This window comes from Cerasicoccus sp. TK19100 (assembly GCF_027257155.1).
GTDB classification, from domain to species: domain Bacteria; phylum Verrucomicrobiota; class Verrucomicrobiia; order Opitutales; family Cerasicoccaceae; genus Cerasicoccus; species Cerasicoccus fimbriatus.
This window is the reverse complement of record NZ_JAPWDU010000006.1, coordinates 155,765-174,457: the sequence shown is the minus strand read 5'-3', so window position 1 is coordinate 174,457 and position 18,693 is coordinate 155,765. Positions and strand designations below refer to the sequence as shown.

Genomic DNA, 18,693 nt, shown 5'->3' with positions numbered 1-18,693 from the left:
TGCTCAGCTTTAGCCGTTTACAACACAGCCAATTTCAACCAAACGCTTCACGCCGATGTGCATGGGACTCGTTACGAACAAATACTACTGTCAAAATCGCCTGGAGCCTATGGCCAAAATATGGGTGAAAACAGCGTTTCCCGTCGGCCAAAGCACCTACATGCGAATACTGTCAACGGCACCATATCTACAGCACTTGTTTGCAAGAGGCGGACTTTTCTATTCATCGCAGGCATTAGACTGTAGTTTTCTAGATTTTCTAACCCTGAAACGAGGAGCTAAACCATGCTGAGGGTTGCCCAATCGCTGGCCTGTATATATTACGTCTCAACAGATATACTTGTTGGATTTGCGCGAAGTATCGGCGTAAAATCACTGGGAAGCGGAAAGCGACATGCTAGATATAGTCCCGAAAAATCTGCAGCTTACACAGAAGAGTACACGAATGTGTTCTTGAGATTACTGGGAACTGAAACTTTTCAAGGCGATATCTGTGAGATTGGACCGGGCGACTCGATATCAGGTGCTATACTAATGTTCCTTCGAGGCGCAGATAGCGTTACTTTCTATGAGCGATTTCAATCAAAGCCGAGCCATCAACACACAGAACAGATAGCAAAGATACTATTTGAGCGAGAGTGCAAGAGATTGAGCGGAATGCCACACTCGGAAAATATTCAAGATCAAATCCAAAAGGTTCGTTTCTACAACGGCTCACCTGCAGAAGATCATTTTATTGGCACGACTCAACAATTTGATCTTATCCTAAGCAATAGCGTCATACAGCACGCATGTGATCCCATTAATCTACTACAGCTTTGCTACGAGCGCCTAAAACCTAGTGGAAGAATGATTCATGTGATCGATTTGCGTAACGCAGGCCTACTGGAATCATGGGGGGAATTAGCATGGCTAAGAACCCCACCTTGGTTGCATCGATTAATGATTCGGCACACAGGGCGACCTAATCGCATCCGATTTAACGAATACCGGAATTGGTTAGAATCGACCCCTGCCAAACACTCAATCTATGTACGTCATTTGGTCGGAGAGACCAAGGCTTTGGGTGACATACCATTTAATGAAGTGACTCAGGAGGACTGGAGAAAAAGTCTCCAGTTGGTTCGCGATGCTCGCTCTGACTTCACGCCATCACTTCGATCCTAGTGCGACCGTGACCATGCGATAGCGACCTTTATAATCATGGTTAAAAAATATTGAGGGTTTTTTGCATCATCTGCGTTTAACACTAAATTGCCATCAATCTACATTCAGAGTAAGTAAGTAACCAAAATGGAGACTTCTAGAACGTGTCCCAGTATCTTAATTTAAGTTAAAAATGAATATCGACATATTCCAATCGAATCGCGGCTTTACCCGAAGGCAGTTTCTAAGGTCAACAACTGCGTTTGGAATGGCTGCCTATGCCTATCAGATACTACCCGCTTTCGCACAGGACACGTTTGGGCGGAGCATAATAGCCCCTGATTCCTCGGGAGTCATTGATTTGAATATAGCTGCGACCGAAATCATGATCGGCGGTAAGCGCGTGATTACCACGACGATCAACGGCACTGTTCCAGGGCCTCTTGTTCGCTTGAGGGAGGGCACTGAAGCGGTGATTCGCGTGACTAATAGTCTAAAGGAGGACACGTCTATTCATTGGCATGGCATAATCCTCCCCTATCAAATGGATGGAGTGCCTGGCCTCAGCTACGATGGCATTCAACCAGGAGAAACTTTTGAGTATCGATTTCCGGTTACGCAGAACGGCACCTACTGGTATCACAGTCACACTGGGCTTCAGGAACAAACCGGACTGTATGGACCGATTATCATCGACCCAGCTCAGCCTGAGCCATGGCCTTATGATCGCGAATACATTATCGTGCTGTCTGACTGGACCTTTGACGATCCACACACCCTACTAGCCAAGCTTAAAAAGCAGTCGGATTACTCGAACTATCAGCAACAAACACTAACGGGATTTATTCGCGATGCACAACGGGACGGTTTCGTGCCAACGGCAAAGGACCGTTTGATGTGGAGTGAAATGCGGATGATGCCAACCGATATTACCGATGTGACGGGCCATGACTACACATACCTAATGAACGGTCGGGCACCTGAAAGTAATTGGACGGGACTCTTCGAAAAGGGTGAGAAGGTTCGTTTACGCTTTATTAATGCAGCTGCGGGCACCTACTTTGACGTTCGCATCCCAGGCTTACCACTGACTGTGGTGCAAGCTGACGGCCAAAATATCACTCCAGTCGAGGTAGACGAGTTTCGCATTTCAATCGCTGAGACCTATGACGTCATCGTTGAGCCCAAAGCCGATCAGGCATACACTATTTTTGCTGAGACCATGGATCGCAGTGGCTTTGCGCGAGGCACATTGGCACCACGCGTTGGGATGACTGCGGCGATCCCACCGCAACGAGAGCCACCACGTCTAACCATGAAAGATATGGGCATGGATATGAGCGAAATGGAAGACATGGAGGGGATGCAAATGTCCTCTAAGGACGACAGTGAAATGGCGGGGATGGGTGCCGCGAATACAATGTCGGAACCATCAGCAGCCTCTTCACCTCACGAGGGCCATCGTTCCGAGCCAAGCATGCAACAAAACAAAGGTATGGTCACTGAAGAAGTTTATAGGCATGGTCCGAACACCCATGGGCCAGGGAACACAACCGTCGCCACGGTCTCGGAAAGCCGTTTGGCCGAACCGGGCATCGGCCTTGAGGATACTCCATGGAGAGTCCTCGTTTACACCGATCTCAAATCACCTCAACCAGGCATCGATCAACGTCCGCCACGCCGCGAAATCGAGCTCCATTTGACCGGTAACATGGAGCGGTATATGTGGTCCTTTGATGGTGAAGAATTCTCTGAAGGAACGAAGCCAATCCGCCTCGTTCACGGCGAACGGGTCCGTTTGACCTTTGTGAACGATACCATGATGAACCACCCGATACATCTACATGGCATGTGGATGGTTCTGAACAATGGCAATGGACAGCACAATCCGAGGAAACACACCATCAACGTGAAGCCCGCCGAACGACTTTCAGCGGACGTTACGGTCGATGCAACCGGTAACTGGGCCTTCCACTGCCACATTTTGTTTCACATGGAGATGGGCATGTTCCGAGTCGTCTCAGTTTCAAAGCCGGCCTAACGACTAATGCATACAAGCAAAAGTAACTTTATACGATCCATGAAAACGCCCCTGATCGCTTCATTTACACTTATACTTGGCAGCGTTTATGGCGAAGATCCAAGCTCGGCGATGCTGCACCACCATGCAGCCGAAGCCAACACTACGATTCCGGATGCCCATGAAGGACACACCTCCATGGCTATGCCCAGCCAGGTCAGTCCAGACCAAGAGACGCTACCCCAACCAACACTCGATCCAGAGGACGCGGAATACATCCCCTATGATCTCAAAAGCATGGATGCTGGGCTCTTCGGGATGTTGTTAGTTGATCAACTAGAAGCTCGTCTGAACGATAGTGAAGACTTGCTGCGCTGGGATATCGAAGGGTGGTATGGCGGCGATTTTAATCGATTTTGGTTTAAGACAGAGGGGGACCAGAGTATACAAGGGCCAAGCGCCGGTTATGCCGAATTCCAAGGCTACTACGGACGCTTAATCGCACCATTTTGGGACGCGCAGATTGGAGTGCGTTACGATCAGTTATGGGAACCAGGCAACGATCCCTCACGCTTCTTCGCGGCTATCGGACTTGAGGGTTTGTCACCCTACGAATATGAGGTGACGCCCACTTTGTTTATTAGCGAGGACGGTGATTTCTCGGCCCGGTTGACCGCAACTAAAGAATTACCTATAACCCAACGCTTGATCGCTCAGGGACGGTTTGAGACCGAAATTGCGGCACAGAGCGTTCCAAAGTTTGGCGTTGGGGAAGGGTTCAACTACGTCGAGCTTGGTTTACGGCTACGATACGAAATCCGACGCGAGTTTGCTCCCTATATCGGCGTTAATTGGGAACGTCAGCTTGGAGAGACAGCAAACCTCAGTCGTCAGGCTGGGGAAGACGCTGATGTGCTCTCGTTTGTCGCGGGCGTCAGGCTCTGGTTCTAGTTCTAGTTCTAGTTCAAGTTCTAGTCACACACCTGCAAAAAAAGCTGAGGGTTTTGAGCCGTTTCTGCGTTTAAATTAGTGAACTCTTCAAAAGCTCTGGAAGCGGGCAAAAAACCAAGGGCTTCCATAATCGAAAAAATAACATGAAAAAACTAGCAAGTATGGTCTTAGGACTGTCATTCGTGCTTACTGCTGCATTGCAGGCCCACAGTGAAGCATTCAAGCCAAACTTCGTCGACACGTTAGTCGATCCTTATCTGGCCATCCAAAAAGGATTGGCAGATGACAACTTGAAAGCCGCCCAAACGGGTGCGAATAGCTTCCTCGAAGCAATGAAGCAGGCCCCACATCAGGGAGAAGCCCATGAAGAAGCGGCGGATCTTACCACTCCAGCCAAAGCAATCGTTGGAGCCTCCGACATTAAGGCGGCGCGCACTGCATTTCTCGGTTTGTCCCAGGAAATGACGTCCCTAGTCAAGCACGTAGGAACGACCAAAGACACGCCACTATACGTAGCCTATTGTCCGATGGCATTTGGCAATAAGGGTGGGAGTTGGATGCAGTCCAGTAAGACTGTCGCCAATCCTTATTATGGCTCCATGATGCTCGGCTGTGGCAGTATCAAAGAGCAGGTTGCCGGGGTGAAGTCTAATTCCAATAACAGCCATGCCCACACTGACGGTCATCAGCATTGATTCACCTTTTATGCCGCCCGAGCCCACAAAGCCGGGCGGCTTTTATTTTCCACACATGAAAAGTAAAATTAATTCCGTATTGCAGCTCCTCTTTTTCATTACGTTGGTGGCAACCGCCTCCGCTTCTGAAGTCATCAATCAGTTTTGTCCAGTTACCCCGGAAGAACCAGCTGAATCTTCGATCACGACCGAATATAAGGGGCAAACGATTGGTTTCTGCTGCAAGTCATGTCTTCGCAAATTCAACGCCAACTCGGAGGCATACCTAGCCAATCTATCGCTCGCTAAAACAGACCAGCAAACCAGCAATGCGGAAATCGAAACTGTGCATCTAGATCTCCATGAACACAACGAGACAGCGACTCCGAAGCAAACTGGTGAGCATGACCACTCAACGGATCATGCTCATTCAGAGGAGTCGCCAGCAGTGATATTTCTCGGGAAACTTCACGTTTTAAGCGTTCACCTGCCAATTGCACTGCTTCCCATTGCGGCGATCCTGGAAATCTTGAGTATCGCCTTTCGATCCCACCGCATGAAATTCGCCGCTCGCACGAATTTCGTCCTTGGTGCTCTGTTTGCAATCGTTGCGGCAACGCTGGGATGGATCGCTGCAAGCCAAAGTAACTATCCCGGAGACTTGGCTGAAATCCTTACCTGGCATCGCTGGCTCGGTGTCTCGGTAGCCTCCCTCAGTCTGGTTGGACTTCTTGGAATACTCGTGATGCGTAAGTCGGAAACATGGGGCGTATATATTTACCGGGGCACTATTTTTATCTTGCTGGTTTTGGTTCCAATTGCCGCCCATTTTGGGGGATCGCTTATATATGGAAAAGATTATCTTTTCTGATTTATGGAGAAAAACTTTAAGGGTTATGCTTATGAGATGCGTTTAATTATTTGAATGTAAAACACAGCATTCGAAACCCTCGATAAAAAGGAATAGACATGAAAAAAATCGCATCAGTATTAGTAGCATTCATGACACTCGCCAGCGTAACACTTTTGGCTGGTCCACCCGCCGGAGGATGGCACAAGGAAAAGACCTTATCCACGCTTGATGACTTCGCAGCTCTTGTACCCGGCGACCAAGTCGCTCAGGTATGCAAGAAATGCGATACCGTTTCCGTGGTGGATATTCAGTCAAAGGAACAGGCAATGGACTTCTGCGAAGAAGGTGCAACTATCGACTGCCCGTCCTGCGGTAATGCCTCAAAGGTTGTTCGCTCTGCCCCCCCTTCTAGAGGGCTGCAAAAGATTAAGTTCGTTGATGATCACGGAGAAGCCTGTATGTTCATGGCAAAACTGGAGCCGAAGACTTCTTCCGATTTCCAGCATGGTCATAAGTAGTAGGTCAAACAATCTTTTGTTAGCGAAGCGATGGCTCGAAAGGCCATCGCTTTTTCTATTGAAATGGCAAATTTTGCGAGAATATGAAGTTTATTGCTGAGTCATTGACCAGCTTTCAGCATAGTCCATTCTCATTGAATGAGTAGTAACCGATTCCTTTGGGGTCGGATTTTGGATCACCGCAAATGATGTGGTCGAGCAAGGGAATCTGCATCAATTTTGCACACTCTCCGAGACTGCGGGTCATACTAATATCCTGCGTTGACGGATAGGGATCGCCACTCGGATGATTATGCGAGACGGCAAGGTTGGCGGCGTTCGCGAGAATCGCCACCCTGAATACTTCCGCCGGGCTGACTAGCGCTCCGCTGATCGTTCCGAGTGAAATCATGGTCCGGCTTGTCGGTTGATTTTTGCGGTTCATACAGATGACCCAAAAGCTTTCCTGCATGGGATAATTATCGAATGCCCCCTGCATGTATTGATAGATCATCGCCGGGCTGTCGAGTGGTGTGCTCTGGCATTCCGAGACCAGTGAATACTTGATCGAAGCTTCATAGATTTTCATTTTCAAACCTTTCTTTTGAAAGGCTTCCGGCCCCTCAGAACCAATGAGGGTTTGAACTGGAAACCGTTCGCGCTTCGCGCTCACGCGAGGTCAAGGTGGAGGCGCAGCACTACCTTGAGCCGTGTGACACCATTGGAAAAAACGGGGACAGTTTCTTTTCCGGCGCGGCCACGTGCGCCGCAATTTTCGCCAGATTTCGAGCGTCATTTTTGAGCGCGAATGCGCTCCGTTATTTTGCCCAATTTGAGGGCGATTCGCGCTCCGAAGGCTCCGGCGATGACAGGCGCCAGAATTGGGAAATCAGACCTTGGGCAACTTCCCTATTAAGCGGGCGAATCCTGCGATATCATAGCCTTAGCTCGTAAGGGGTAAGGCGTCCCCCACCTAAAGAAACGCCCCAATGCGTTTCACAACATAAATAACACCGGGAAATCCCGCCCATAACCGTGCTCAGTCCTAAGCCACAATACAACCTGCGCAATGCCAAGGAATACTTCCGGGAACACTTGCAGGTAGGCGACTACTACGCCCAAGAAAACGAGGTGCAAGGCGAGTGGTTTGGGCAGGGAGCGGAGAAATTGGGACTGCAAGGTACCGTAAAAGAACGCGAATTTGTCGCGCTATGTGAGGGCAATAATCCCGCCAATAATGAGCGCCTAACTGCGCGCAAAAACACGACGCGAACCAAGGACGGCAAGGAAGTCGCCAACCGGCGCATCTTCTACGACTTCACGATAAGCCCGCCGAAAAGCGTGTCGATTGCCGGGCTCTATCAGGACGTACGCATCGTCCACATTCACAATAAAGCAGTCCAAACAGCGATGCAAGAAATGGAGAAATTCGCCATGACCCGCGTTCGCAAAAACGGGCGCTCCGATGACCGGACAACCGGCAACGTGATCGGCGCGGCCTTCCGTCACGATACCAGCCGGGCGCTTGATCCGCACTTGCACACGCACTGCATCGTCATGAATGCGACCTACGATCCCGTCGAAAATCGGTGGAAAGCGTTACAAAATTACGAAATGCTTAAGGCGCAAAAATTCGTCGAAAATCTCTACTACCACGAGCTTGCTAAGGGGCTCAAACAATTGGGCTACGTGACCGAAAACAATGCGCGTGATTTTGAAATCCGAAGCATCTTGCCCGAACTGATTGAAAAATTCTCGAAGCGTCATCAGCAAATTGATGCGGGCGTGCGAGAGCATTTATCAAACGGAAATCGGCCCAAGAATTTGAAGGAATTGCGGGCGCAAATTGCGCACGAAAAACGGGACCGCAAAATCAAGGAATCGTCGGCGTCGAACCTGCACGCTCACTGGAGTGGGCAAATGACGCCTACCGACATCGCCTCGCTCGCGCCAGAAATCGCGCCTCATTCCGTCGATAAAACTACGCCGAATATGGGGGCCATTGTCAGTTGGGCCGATGAACGGGTATTCGAGCGCAAGTCTGTGGTCGAAGATTACCAGCTCAAGGCGGCGGCGTTGATCCGTGGTCGGGGCGAGGATTTCACCCTCGAAAAATTGAACGCCGAAATCGCTCGCCGAAACTACCTCAAAAATGAGCGCGATCATACCATTACCACCCACGTTGCACTCGACCGCGAATTGCAAATCGTGGAAACCGCCAAAAATGGGCGCAATCAGCACGCGCCATTTTGCGAAGATTATCAGCCGTCAATTGCGACGATAACCGGCGAACAAAAATCCGCGGTTGAGCGGATCCTTGGGAGCCAAGATTATGTGACGCTGTTCCGGGGCGGCGCCGGGACCGGCAAAACCTTCGCTTTACAGGAAGTCGCTAAGGGCTTGGAAAATGCCGGTCATTCCGTCGTCGTTTTAGCGCCGCAACGCCAGCAGGTTATCGACCTGCAAAACGACGGTTTTGCAGCGCAGACCGTCGCCCGGTTTCTGGCGAAAAGCGATCTGCCTTCCAATGCTGTCGTCGTGATTGACGAGGCTGGGCAGATTGGCGGCAAGCAAATGTCCGACCTTTTCACGACGCTGAAAGCGAGTGAAACGCGCATCATTTTGTCGGGCGACACGCGCCAACATGGCGCCGTGGAAGCCTCGGACGCGCTCCGAGCCATTGAAAAGCACGCCGGGCTTCATCCCGCCGAGTTGACCGCGATTCGTCGGCAAGACCCGGCCAAGGGTCGCGACGAAAACGAGCGCGTTTTCATTGGCGAATACCGCGAAGCGGTGAAGGCTGCTTCCAAGGGTGAAGTCGTCGAGTCGTTTGAACGACTCGACTCCCTTGACTGCGTGATCGAAGTCGATGAGGCGAACCGACAGGCGACTTTGGCCGATGATTATTTGCAGGCGCGGCAGGCCGGAGAATCGACGCTGATTGTCGCTCAAACTTGGGACGAAATTCACGCCGTTAATGACGCCGTACGTCAGCGCCTCAAGGAAGCGGACTTGTTGGGGGCGGAGTCCAAGCTGGCTTTCTACGAAAGCCGCGACTTGGATAATGCGCAAAAGCGCGACGCGCGTTTTTACGAGCCCGGCGACCACGTTTATTTCATCAAAAAGTACGGTCGTTTTGGTAAAGGCGAACTTGCGAAAGTCGAACGCGCCAGCGAGCAAGGTTTTTCCCTGCGTAAAGATGGCAAGGTGACGACGGTCGGCTTCAAGCAGTCCAAGCACTTCGTTGTCGCTCGCCAGCGCGAGCTTGAACTGGCGCCGGGTGATCGTCTCCAAATGAAGTTCAACGGCAAGTCCGTTGATGGCAAACCTATTGTCAACGGCGAGCTCGTCACCGTCAGCCGCATTGCCAAAAACGGCAACATTGCCGTCATCGATGACCGGGGCCAGCGCAAAACTTTGGCGCCTACGCAGCGCCTAGCCAATCTCGGTTACGCCGTCACCTCGTACGCCTCGCAAGGCAAAACCGTCGATACGGTTTTATTCTCCGACTCGCAAAACCGGGCGGCGACGAACCGCAACCAGTGGTACGTGTCGATTTCGCGGGCGCGGCGAAAGATCAAGATTTACACCTCGGACAAGGAAGCTTTACGCGAAAACCTACTGCGCCTCGGCGAGCGCACCTTGGCGATGGACTTTATGGAAGCCAAGCGAAAGGGCGGGCAACTGATCCGGCAGGGAATCGACCATGCCAAACGCGCCCGCGAAATCATTTTGCAGGAAGCCAGGCAGCAATTGCTCAAGAAGCAGCGCTTGGCACCGCCTGCACCGCGCCAAGCCATCAAGCCACTCCGCAGCCCATTAAGGCGGCGCCAACAAAGCAGAGGCATACGACAATCAATGTAAGGCTAATCGATTTGGAAACCGGGAACATCACTGAGGGAATGAGGACGCCGGAAGGCGTCCTCAGCGCGTCGCTCAGCGAAAGCGCTTCCACGCTGCTCATTAAGACGCAGGACGGGCTGCGCCAAATATTCCCTTAGATTCATTTCATTAATGGACTGGTGGGCGAAGGCAAAGCGCAAGCGGTAAGTGAATGTCATACTTACGATCAACGATGCCAACGTGCATCGTGGGCTATCTCAGCTACTTCACGAGTTCCAAAATTGCGGAGGTGTCCTGCTCAGAGGAGCCGTCAACGCAATGTAGCTGCCAAAGTTATATACTTTGCCTGTGATAGTTCAGAAATACAGATCGCCGTAACCTGCCTTTCAAGTTCACCTTTCTCGTGGCTAAGCGCAAAAAAAATCGGATCTTCATGGTGATAAACGAATCTGCTTATTCAATAATTCTGAGTAAGTCTCATCAAATTTTCTGTTGGAAACATTTCTTAAGAGACTCGGATTTTGCCATAAATTTAGATCAAATTCTATCCTCAACTCCTCCGAACGAGCTCTTTGAATCAAACTAAAAGCAAATCACATTGGCGGCCAAAGCCAAAGCAGCCACTAGAATCAACGTTTTGAAGTTCGGCATCACCTCCGAAAAGAAGAACCGCCGGACAACTTCCGAAAAGCCGACAAACGCCAACAGCATTTGGAAAAGGCCACTGATTTTAGCGACCTTCTTCTTGGTCGTAACGGCGGTGCCCACAGCCATCAAACTGAGAACGCCCCGGCTCAAGGCCGGGGCGTCGATAGACCCTATTGTGCGTAGACATTTTAGGCTGTTTTCGCAGCCATTTCTTCGCGGGCTTTTTCAGCTAGTGGTGTGCTTAGGTAGCGTTCGCCGAAGCTACAGCCGACAGTGACAATGGTCTTGCCAGCCATTTCCGGACGCTTCGCCAGTTCCATTGCGGCCCACACGTTAGCTCCGGTCGAAATGCCGCCCAGTATTCCGTCTTTTTCTGAGAGAGCTTGGGCTGTGGCGAAGGCGTTTTCGTTGCTCACTTTGATAATGTCGTCAATCACATCGGTGTTGCAGTTCTTCGGAATGAACCCGGCGCCGATGCCTTGGATTTTATGTGGCCCAGACTGTCCGCCGGAAATAACCGGGCTTGCCTCCGGTTCGACGGCCACGCTGTAGAGTTTTTTGCGAGATTTAATCACTTCCGAGACTCCAGTGATGGTTCCGCCCGTGCCGACTCCAGCTACAAATGCGTCGATTTTGCCTCCAGTCGCCGACCAAATTTCCTCGGCGGTCGTCTTACGGTGAATCTCTGGATTCGCCGGATTCTCGAACTGTTGCGGCATGAACGCACGCGTGCCTTGCTCCTCGACTAATTCAATTGCCCGGGCGATGGCACCCGACATGCCTTTGGGACCGGGAGTCAGGATGATTTCCGCGCCGAGCATACGTAGGAGCACACGGCGTTCGAACGACATTGTCTCCGGCATAGCGAGAATGAGTCTGTATCCCTTGGCCGCGCAAACGAAGGCAAGAGCGATGCCAGTGTTCCCCGAAGTCGGCTCAATGACAATGCTGTCCGGCTTGAGTTTTCCGTTGCGTTCAGCGGTCTCAATCATTGCCCTTCCGATGCGATCTTTTACACTGGCGAGCGGGTTGAAGAATTCGCACTTGAGGTAGATGTTTGCATCTATGTCCTCTGTAGTGCGGTTAATTTTGACGAGCGGCGTGTTACCGATGGTTGCCGTAATCGAATCGTATAATTTGTTCATAAATATTCTGTGGTTTGTTTTAAGAGAAAAGATAATTAGCGAATCACCGGACATGGTACGCGGTGAAACATGGCAACAGTTCGACTGAACCGCTGCCCAACTTGGCAAATTCATCTCCTCAAAGCCGCAGCACAATAACGCGGCTGACCAATTCAGCGGTGGACTCCACATGATTTAGTCTGCGGATAAGACCCCATGACCCCGGCATTTCAGGAAGGAAGCTCGTTACTGGAGTTATATGCCTCCCGCGAGTAACCTTCGTAAATAGCACATCTCCCGACTTTAGTGTTACGGGACGTACCAATAGCCAGTCCGCCGATTTCAGCAATAAGTCTGTGCAAGACGGATATTTCGATCCGAAGATTGGCATTTCCGGAACCACGCATTCCACACTAGCTTCAGAAGAATCATGGCTCAAAAGTTCGACAGGTGGCTGCTGATCTCCCTCAGGATAAAAGCAAATTACGACCCCATTGACCGTACCCAAAACAGAGCCTAAGGCGATCAGCAATGCCAAGCTGATTGCGGCTATATGTCGTGTATGTCGATGATGGGTCATGGATTAGGCTAGGTCAAATAACACACTCAATTGGAAAGTTTATTTCGATAATTTTAAGATGCGCATCGCTCCCCGCATGACGAATCCGAAAACAATACCGCCGACGATGAGGTCGGGCCAGGGGCTATCGAGCGAGTATACGAGTAAACCGGCGACGATGACGCCGCCGTTAACGATGATATCGTTTGAGGTAAATATGGCGGACGCCTGCATATGAGCCTCTTCCGAACTAGCTTTTTGAATCAACCAAAGGCAAATCACATTGGCGACCATGGCAAGAGAGGCCACGGCGATCATCGTCCTGAAGTCCGGCATCGCCTCTGAAAAGAAGAACCGTCGAACAACTTCCGAAAAGCCGATAAGCGCCAACAGCATCTGGAAAAGCCCGCTGGTTTTAGCTACTTTCTTCTTGGTCGTAACGGCGGTGCCTACAGCTATCAGGCTGAGCCCGTAGACGATGGTATCGGCCAGCATGTCGAGAGAGTCTGCAATCAGCCCCATAGAGTTCGATAACAAGCCGAATCCCATCTCGATGACAAAGAACGAAGCATTAATGCCGAGCACCCACCACAAAATCTGTTTCTGAGTGATCTGCTCTTCGCCGGCGTATTTTTCTACTTTCTCAGAAGCCTCAAAACGTGAGCCCAATCCCAACTCTGCGATTGCCTCAGTGATTAACTCCGCATTGCCCTGATGAATGACATGCACTGTTCGCTGAGGAATATCGAATGACAGACCAAGAACGCTCTCAAGCGGTTCGATTTTGAGACGCACCATCTGCTTTTCCGAGGGGCAGTCCATTTTTTCAATGTGGTATGTCGATTTAAATAGCAGCATTTGATTAGCCGTGAGAAACACGTGGGGAATCACTGCTCACAGTCCCTCCGTTTTCTGTCTGGACCAAACCAATTTTGCAGCGTCCATCCTCGCGTAACTGCATGCGCGCTTCGACCCGCTTTTGGTCGCTCGTGAATAGGTCAGCTTTGTCTTCGATCATCGCGACGCCGGTGTAGATAGAATCTAGAAGGCCTTTCTTATTTTGTTTGAGCCCATAGTAAATCCAGCGGCCTTCTTTGTTGCTTTCGAGAATGCCTGCCGACTCCAGAATCTTTACTTGTTTGGAGACGTTGTATTGTTTCTCATTGAGGGCATCGACTAACTCACAGACACACATTTCTGTTTGATTGACGACGAGTAGCCGGACGATTCGCAGTCTCGTCAGGTCGGACAAAGATTTGAAGATTGCGGAAGCGGATGTTGGATCAATCATGGGATGAAATTCGATTTAGAGGGTTTGTCATGCATCAGTGTCTTCGCGTTGGGGATCACCGCGACTACCGAACAGTTCATAGAGAAGCGGCAGAACAAGCAGAGTCAACAAAGTCGAAGTCAGGATGCCACCGACCACGACGGAAGCCAGTGGCCGCTGAATTTCCGAACCGACACCAGTGGATAAGGCCATGGGTAAAAATCCCGCAGCCGAGGTCAGTGCCGTCGCCAACACGGGGCGGAGGCGTTGGCAGGCGGCCTGTGTGACGGCTTCCCGCAGGTTGGCGGTGCGCTCGCGGTAGGAACGAATGGCCGAAATCAAGATCTGCCCGTTGAGAACGGCGATGCCACTTAAAGCGATAAAGCCGACGGCGGCACTCACACTGAAAGGGATACCTCTAAACCAGAGGGTGAGGATACCGCCAATGAGGGCGAGTGGGATGCCACTGTAAATGAGCAAAACATCGCGCATGTTCTTCAAGCTGAAGTAGAGCAGGAAGAACACAGCCGCTAATGTAACTGGCACCACAATGGCGAGGCGTGTCTGAGCGCGTTCGAGGTTCTCAAACTGACCGCCCCAATCGAGCACGTAGCCCTCGGGCAGTTCCAGTGATTCATTGATCTTGGCCTTAGCTTCGGCGACGAATGATGAAACGTCACGGTCGTCCACGTTGACCTGAATACGGATCAAGCGGCGGCCCCATTCACGGTTGATCGTGGCGGAGCCATCTTCGATCCGAATGTCAGCCAGCCGATGCAGGGGCAGCTGCTGGCCTTCGGCAGTCGGAATGATCGTGTTACGCAAGGCGTCGATATCCGTGCGCAAAGCGTCCGGCAGGCGCAGCACGAGGGGGAAGTTGCGTTGCCCCTCAAATACTTGCCCGGCCCGTGTCCCCCCCACGGATTCGACAATGCTCATGACATGGCGAGCGGAAATGCCGTGCTGTGCGATGACATCCTGCCGTATGTCGATCTTGAGGGTCGGCTGCCCGGTCAGTTGGTCGACGGAAATGTCGCCGCTACCTTCGACATCGAGCAGAATCCGCTGCACGTCGTCACTCAGTCGCACAAGTTCGTCAAACTCGTCGCCGTAGATCTTGATTCCCACGTCGGAGCGGATGCCGGACTCCATTTCGTTGAGCCGCATTTCGATGGGCTGGGTGAAGGCCATGTTGAGTCCGGGCAGTTCGGCCACGGTCGCTTGCATGGCGGCGACCAACTCCGTCTGGGTTTTGGCTTTCGTCCATTCTTCACGCGGATTCAGAGAGATGAAAATATCGGTCAGTTCCGTCCCCATCGGATCGGTGGCGACCTCGGCCGAGCCGATGCGGCTCCAGACGTGGCGGATTTCATCCGGGTAGTTTTCCAGTAAGAGCTGCTCGATGCGCGTGTTGTATTTGACGGATTCGGGAATCGAAATTCCGGCAAGTCGGATCGTATTGATCGTGACCGCGCCTTCACTCAGTCGAGGCACGAATTCGCCGCCCATTTTCGCACCAGCCCATAGCGTCAGCGCGAAGACAACGGCCACCGCCGTCAAAACAAACACGCGGGCGCGCATGGCGAAGCGCAAACAGGCCGCGTAGGCCTTGGTCAATGTCCCCGCAAACCAGCCCGCCTCTTCTTTCGCACTGGGCTTGATGAAATAATAGTTGAGCACGGGCGTGACGGTCAGCGCGTAGATCAGTGCGCCTGCGAGGGCGAAGATGAAGGTCAGCGCCATCGGGCGAAACATTTTACCCTCGGTGCCTTCCAGCGTCAGTATCGGGAAAAACACTACAATTGTGATGCCCATTCCGAAAACGACGGGGCGGGCGACTTCCTTGGCCGAGCTGATGACGATCTCAAGGCGCTCCGCCTTGGTCAGTTCCCGCCCCAACTCGACGCGTCGCTGCCCCAGCTTGCGCATGTTCGACTCGGTCATCACTACGGAGCCGTCCACGATCATGCCAAAGTCAACCGCGCCTAGACTGAGCAAACTGGCCGCGATGCCGAAGTAGCTCATGCCGAAGGCCGAAAAGAGCATGGAGATCGGAATGACCGAAGCGACCAACAGGCCTGCCCGGAGATTTCCCAGCAGCACGAAAAGGATCGCCACGACGAGGATGGCACCCGCCGCTAAGTTATGTTGAACCGTGCCGATGACCTGGCTGGTGAGTTCGGTGCGATCATAGACGACGTTCACGACGACGTCTTCCGGCAGTGACCGGCGGAGGCGATCCAGGCGTGTCTTGAGTTCTTCGGTCACGACCATGCCGTTTTCCCCCATCAGCATGAAGGCCAGGCCGAGCACAATCTCGCCTTGCCCCTGTGCGGTGACAGCGCCCCGGCGGATTTCGTAGCCGATCTTCACCTCGTCGGCCACATCGCGGATGCGCAGCGGGCTGCCCGCGTAGGAGGCGATCACGATGTCCTCGATCTCTTTGATCGACTCCACGCGCCCGAGGCCGTGGATCAGCAGCGACTGCCCGCCGCGTGTGAGGATGCCGCCACCGGCGTTGCTGTTGTTCGCCTGTAGCGCTTCGGCTACCTCGTCGAGGGTCAGCCCGAATTTGACCAAGTTCCGGGGCGAGACAATGACGTGATATTGCTTTTCGTAGCCGCCCCACGAGTTGACTTCGGCGACCCCGGAGACTTTCCGCAGCTCTGGTTTGATCACCCAGTCATGCAGTGTCCTCAGCTCCTCCAAGGAGTGCTCGGGATCGGTGGAGCTGAGAGTGTAGTGAAAGATTTCGCCGAGTCCGGTCGAAATGGGGCCCAGCTGTGGCCGTTCGATATCCTCGGGCAGTTCGACCGTGGAGAGCCGTTCGGAGATATATTGCCTCGCCTCGGAAATCTCGGTATTGTCCGAAAAGGTCGCGACGACTTGGGAAAAACCGAACTTGGAAACCGAGCGGACGCTTTCCAGCCCGGGCAACCCGCCCATCGCCAGCTCAACCGGCAGGGTGATCTGTTGCTCGATCTCCTCAGGATTGAGCGCGGGTGCGACGGTGTTGATTTGCACCTGAACGGGCGTCGTGTCGGGAAACGCATCCACAGGGAGCTGAAATAATTTCCATGAACCGACACCGATAAAGAGAGCCGAAAGTAGCAGAACCAAGAGCCGATTCTGCAATGAGAGTTTTGAAATGGATTCCATGAAGTTTGAATCGCAAGCGAGTTAATCGTCGACGCAGCCTGCACCTAGACGAGACTTGAGAAACTCTGACATGGCGATAAAGGCCCCCTCGGTTACGACCAGTTCGTCTGGACTGAGACCTTCCATGACGGCAACCGTATCGCCTCCTGATTGTCCGAGCCTTACGTGTCGTAATGCATAAAGATCAGCTGCTTCTTTTACGAAAACATAGGGTCGGCCTTCGTGATGCTGAATCGCATCACTTGGCAGCAAAACGGCGTTACCCGAACTCGTGAGCGCCAACTCGGCATGCCCAAACATGCCTTGCCGTATGGTGCCTTGCGGATTCTTTATCTCGGCGCGGGCTTTAAGCATACGGTTTCGCGTATCAATGGCGGCATCCACCCAGGTGACCACTCCGGTATATTCAACACCTTCAGGTCCACCGTCGAAACGCGCTGTCACGATCTGACCGACTTGCACGGAATCGGCATGCTCCGGGCTGACTGATAAATCCAGCCAAAGGGTCGATAAGTCAGTTACCTTGAACAGCGCTTTGCCTTCGGATACGGCTTCCCCCACAACGGCCTCACGAGCGACGAGCGTTCCCGCAAACGGCGCACGCAGTCGGATAATGGAGCTGCTGTCCTGCTCTTTGGCGATTTGTGCAATTTCCTCAGCCGTAAACCCGAGGTTCAGAAGCTTTTGCCGCGCCATTTTGCTCTTTAAGTGTGCCACTTCATCAGCCGCCTCCGCTTCCAGGAAGTCACGGGTTGCCGAGATCTTTTCTTCTTTCAGCTTTTTCTCCCGCTGATAAGCAGTTTCCGCAATACGCTCCTCTACCCGGCGGGTGAGGAATTCCGCCTTTGCCGAGGCTACTTCGTCGGAACTGATCTCGACGAGCACATCTCCCTTGCGGACAGATTGCCCCACGTCCGCATGAACGGCGCGAACAATCCCATCGGCGAGTGGTGTCACGAGCGCCAACTTGTTTCGGTTGTAGCTCACTTCGAAGAAAGCCGACACCGATGGTTGCGCAATGCCTTCGGTGGGATATGAGGTTGCAATTCCCGCCTTGGAAGAGGATTCCGCCGAAGCAAAGCGGACTTTTACACTTTTGCCCGGTGCGAGTTGGCCGGCGAGTTGAGGCTGACAAATACCACATTCCAATTCGGCAACATCGTGCTCCTTGCACCAGAGAGCAGGGGCGTCCGATTGCTTGGAAGAATCTTGCTGTGTGCTATGAGTTGCCCGAGCCGGGTCGCAGTAGAAACATTCGTCCTCGTAGAGGCTGTGTTCTTCGCACCAGAGGCGACCCTTGTCTTCCAACTGTGGCTGGCATATCCAGCAACGGTCTTCATAGCGGTCGTGCTCACGGCACCACAGTCGCCCCTTGTCTCGTTTGGACGGGTCACAAATATAACAGAGATCGACAGAAACCCCGTGGGGGTCGCAGGTTTCCGAGGAAAGTGAAATACTCGCTTGCGCAGACGCGGTAGAAGCGGTCGCGGGGGTGTTGTTTTTCTCGCTTACCTCTGGATGGCAGTAGAAGCATTCGTCCTCGTAGAGGCTGTGCTCCTTGCACCACAGGCGATCCTTGTCTTCCAGTTGTGGCTGGCAAAGCCAGCAGCGATCCTCGTAGCGATTGTGTTCCTTGCACCACAAGCGTCCTTTTTCACGTTTGGACGGGTCACAGATATAGCAGAGATCCTTGCTGACGCCATGCGCTTCACAAAGCTCAATCGCACTAGAAGTGTGGCTCGTGGTAGCCTCGCTTTTTGCCTTTTCGCTCTGACCTTTAGGTATGTCCGTTTCACAGAGAGTGCATTCATCTCCGTTATCCTGCTTCTGCACCTCGGCTGCGCCATCTGCGCTTCCAATCAGAGGCACTAATGACAGAATAACCGTTAAGAGGACTACGACGCTCCATCTGGAGCGATTGAACTGGGCATGATGATTTGTTTTCATTT

General features: G+C 52.4%; 14 protein-coding genes. 7 read left to right on the top strand and 7 right to left on the bottom strand.

Annotated elements, in window-relative coordinates; genetic code table 11:
* The first annotated feature begins 285 nt into the window (after positions 1-285).
* From O3S85_RS21290 to O3S85_RS15705, 6 genes are all read left to right on the top strand, one after another.
* The gene (locus O3S85_RS21290; RefSeq protein WP_425499856.1) at positions 286-1,167 is read left to right on the top strand and encodes a methyltransferase domain-containing protein; all 882 of its coding nucleotides are present in this window, start codon (positions 286-288) and stop codon (positions 1,165-1,167) included.
* A gap of 172 nt (positions 1,168-1,339) precedes the next feature.
* Complete coding sequence (locus tag O3S85_RS15725; protein ID WP_269541643.1) at positions 1,340-3,187, top strand: copper resistance system multicopper oxidase; 1,848 nt, start codon at positions 1,340-1,342, stop codon at positions 3,185-3,187.
* Positions 3,188-3,226: 39 nt separating this feature from the next.
* Positions 3,227-4,117 (top strand): copper resistance protein B, encoded by an 891-nt coding sequence (locus O3S85_RS15720; protein ID WP_269541641.1) that lies wholly within the window; start codon positions 3,227-3,229, stop codon positions 4,115-4,117.
* A 143-nt stretch (positions 4,118-4,260) separates the two neighbouring features.
* Positions 4,261-4,812 carry a DUF3347 domain-containing protein gene (locus O3S85_RS15715; protein ID WP_269541639.1) on the top strand — a complete coding sequence of 184 codons (552 nt, stop codon included), beginning with the start codon at positions 4,261-4,263 and terminating at the stop codon, positions 4,810-4,812.
* A complete protein-coding gene (locus O3S85_RS15710) occupies positions 4,784-5,662 on the top strand; it encodes a DUF2231 domain-containing protein (RefSeq protein WP_269541637.1) in 879 nt (292 codons plus the stop codon). Before O3S85_RS15715 ends, O3S85_RS15710 begins: the two co-directional genes overlap by 29 nt.
* 98 nt (positions 5,663-5,760) lie before the next feature.
* Positions 5,761-6,162, top strand: a complete 402-nt coding sequence (locus tag O3S85_RS15705; protein ID WP_269541635.1) for a hypothetical protein — start codon at positions 5,761-5,763, stop codon at positions 6,160-6,162.
* Between the two features lie 115 nt (positions 6,163-6,277).
* On the opposite strand, the gene O3S85_RS15700 is transcribed toward O3S85_RS15705, so the two are convergent.
* Positions 6,278-6,814, bottom strand: a complete 537-nt coding sequence (locus O3S85_RS15700) for a JAB domain-containing protein (RefSeq protein ID WP_269541633.1) — start codon at positions 6,812-6,814, stop codon at positions 6,278-6,280.
* Between the two features lie 362 nt (positions 6,815-7,176).
* Here O3S85_RS15700 and mobF point away from each other — a divergent pair, with 362 nt between their 5' ends.
* Positions 7,177-10,005, top strand: coding sequence for a MobF family relaxase (gene mobF, locus O3S85_RS15695; protein WP_269541631.1), 2,829 nt, complete (start codon positions 7,177-7,179; stop codon positions 10,003-10,005).
* A 561-nt stretch (positions 10,006-10,566) separates the two neighbouring features.
* On the opposite strand, the gene O3S85_RS15690 is transcribed toward mobF, so the two are convergent.
* From O3S85_RS15690 to O3S85_RS15665, 6 genes are all read right to left on the bottom strand, one after another.
* Positions 10,567-10,782, bottom strand: coding sequence for a hypothetical protein (locus O3S85_RS15690; protein ID WP_269541628.1), 216 nt, complete (start codon positions 10,780-10,782; stop codon positions 10,567-10,569).
* A gap of 38 nt (positions 10,783-10,820) precedes the next feature.
* Entirely contained in the window at positions 10,821-11,777 is a 957-nt protein-coding gene (gene cysK / locus O3S85_RS15685; RefSeq protein WP_343218960.1) for a cysteine synthase A, read from the bottom strand.
* Between the two features lie 598 nt (positions 11,778-12,375).
* Entirely contained in the window at positions 12,376-13,173 is a 798-nt protein-coding gene (locus tag O3S85_RS15680) for a cation efflux transmembrane domain-containing protein (RefSeq protein ID WP_220622086.1), read from the bottom strand.
* A gap of 4 nt (positions 13,174-13,177) precedes the next feature.
* Complete coding sequence (locus tag O3S85_RS15675) at positions 13,178-13,606, bottom strand: ArsR/SmtB family transcription factor (protein ID WP_220622085.1); 429 nt, start codon at positions 13,604-13,606, stop codon at positions 13,178-13,180.
* 27 nt (positions 13,607-13,633) lie between these two features.
* Entirely contained in the window at positions 13,634-16,744 is a 3,111-nt protein-coding gene (locus O3S85_RS15670) for an efflux RND transporter permease subunit (protein WP_220622084.1), read from the bottom strand.
* 21 nt (positions 16,745-16,765) lie between these two features.
* Positions 16,766-18,691: an efflux RND transporter periplasmic adaptor subunit gene (locus O3S85_RS15665; RefSeq protein WP_220622083.1), complete on the bottom strand. Its 1,926-nt coding sequence runs from the start codon at positions 18,689-18,691 to the stop codon at positions 16,766-16,768.
* Positions 18,692-18,693 lie beyond the last annotated feature (2 nt).

Coding starts and splice junctions, on each gene's coding strand:
- O3S85_RS21290 (WP_425499856.1), top strand. CDS start 286: ATGCTGAGGGTTGCCCAATCGCTGGCCTGTATATATTACGTCTCAACA.
- O3S85_RS15725 (WP_269541643.1), top strand. CDS start 1,340: ATGAATATCGACATATTCCAATCGAATCGCGGCTTTACCCGAAGGCAG.
- O3S85_RS15720 (WP_269541641.1), top strand. CDS start 3,227: ATGAAAACGCCCCTGATCGCTTCATTTACACTTATACTTGGCAGCGTT.
- O3S85_RS15715 (WP_269541639.1), top strand. CDS start 4,261: ATGAAAAAACTAGCAAGTATGGTCTTAGGACTGTCATTCGTGCTTACT.
- O3S85_RS15710 (WP_269541637.1), top strand. CDS start 4,784: ATGCCCACACTGACGGTCATCAGCATTGATTCACCTTTTATGCCGCCC.
- O3S85_RS15705 (WP_269541635.1), top strand. CDS start 5,761: ATGAAAAAAATCGCATCAGTATTAGTAGCATTCATGACACTCGCCAGC.
- cysK (WP_343218960.1), bottom strand. CDS start 11,777: ATGAACAAATTATACGATTCGATTACGGCAACCATCGGTAACACGCCG.
- O3S85_RS15680 (WP_220622086.1), bottom strand. CDS start 13,173: ATGCTGCTATTTAAATCGACATACCACATTGAAAAAATGGACTGCCCC.
- O3S85_RS15675 (WP_220622085.1), bottom strand. CDS start 13,606: ATGATTGATCCAACATCCGCTTCCGCAATCTTCAAATCTTTGTCCGAC.
- O3S85_RS15670 (WP_220622084.1), bottom strand. CDS start 16,744: ATGGAATCCATTTCAAAACTCTCATTGCAGAATCGGCTCTTGGTTCTG.
- O3S85_RS15665 (WP_220622083.1), bottom strand. CDS start 18,691: ATGAAAACAAATCATCATGCCCAGTTCAATCGCTCCAGATGGAGCGTC.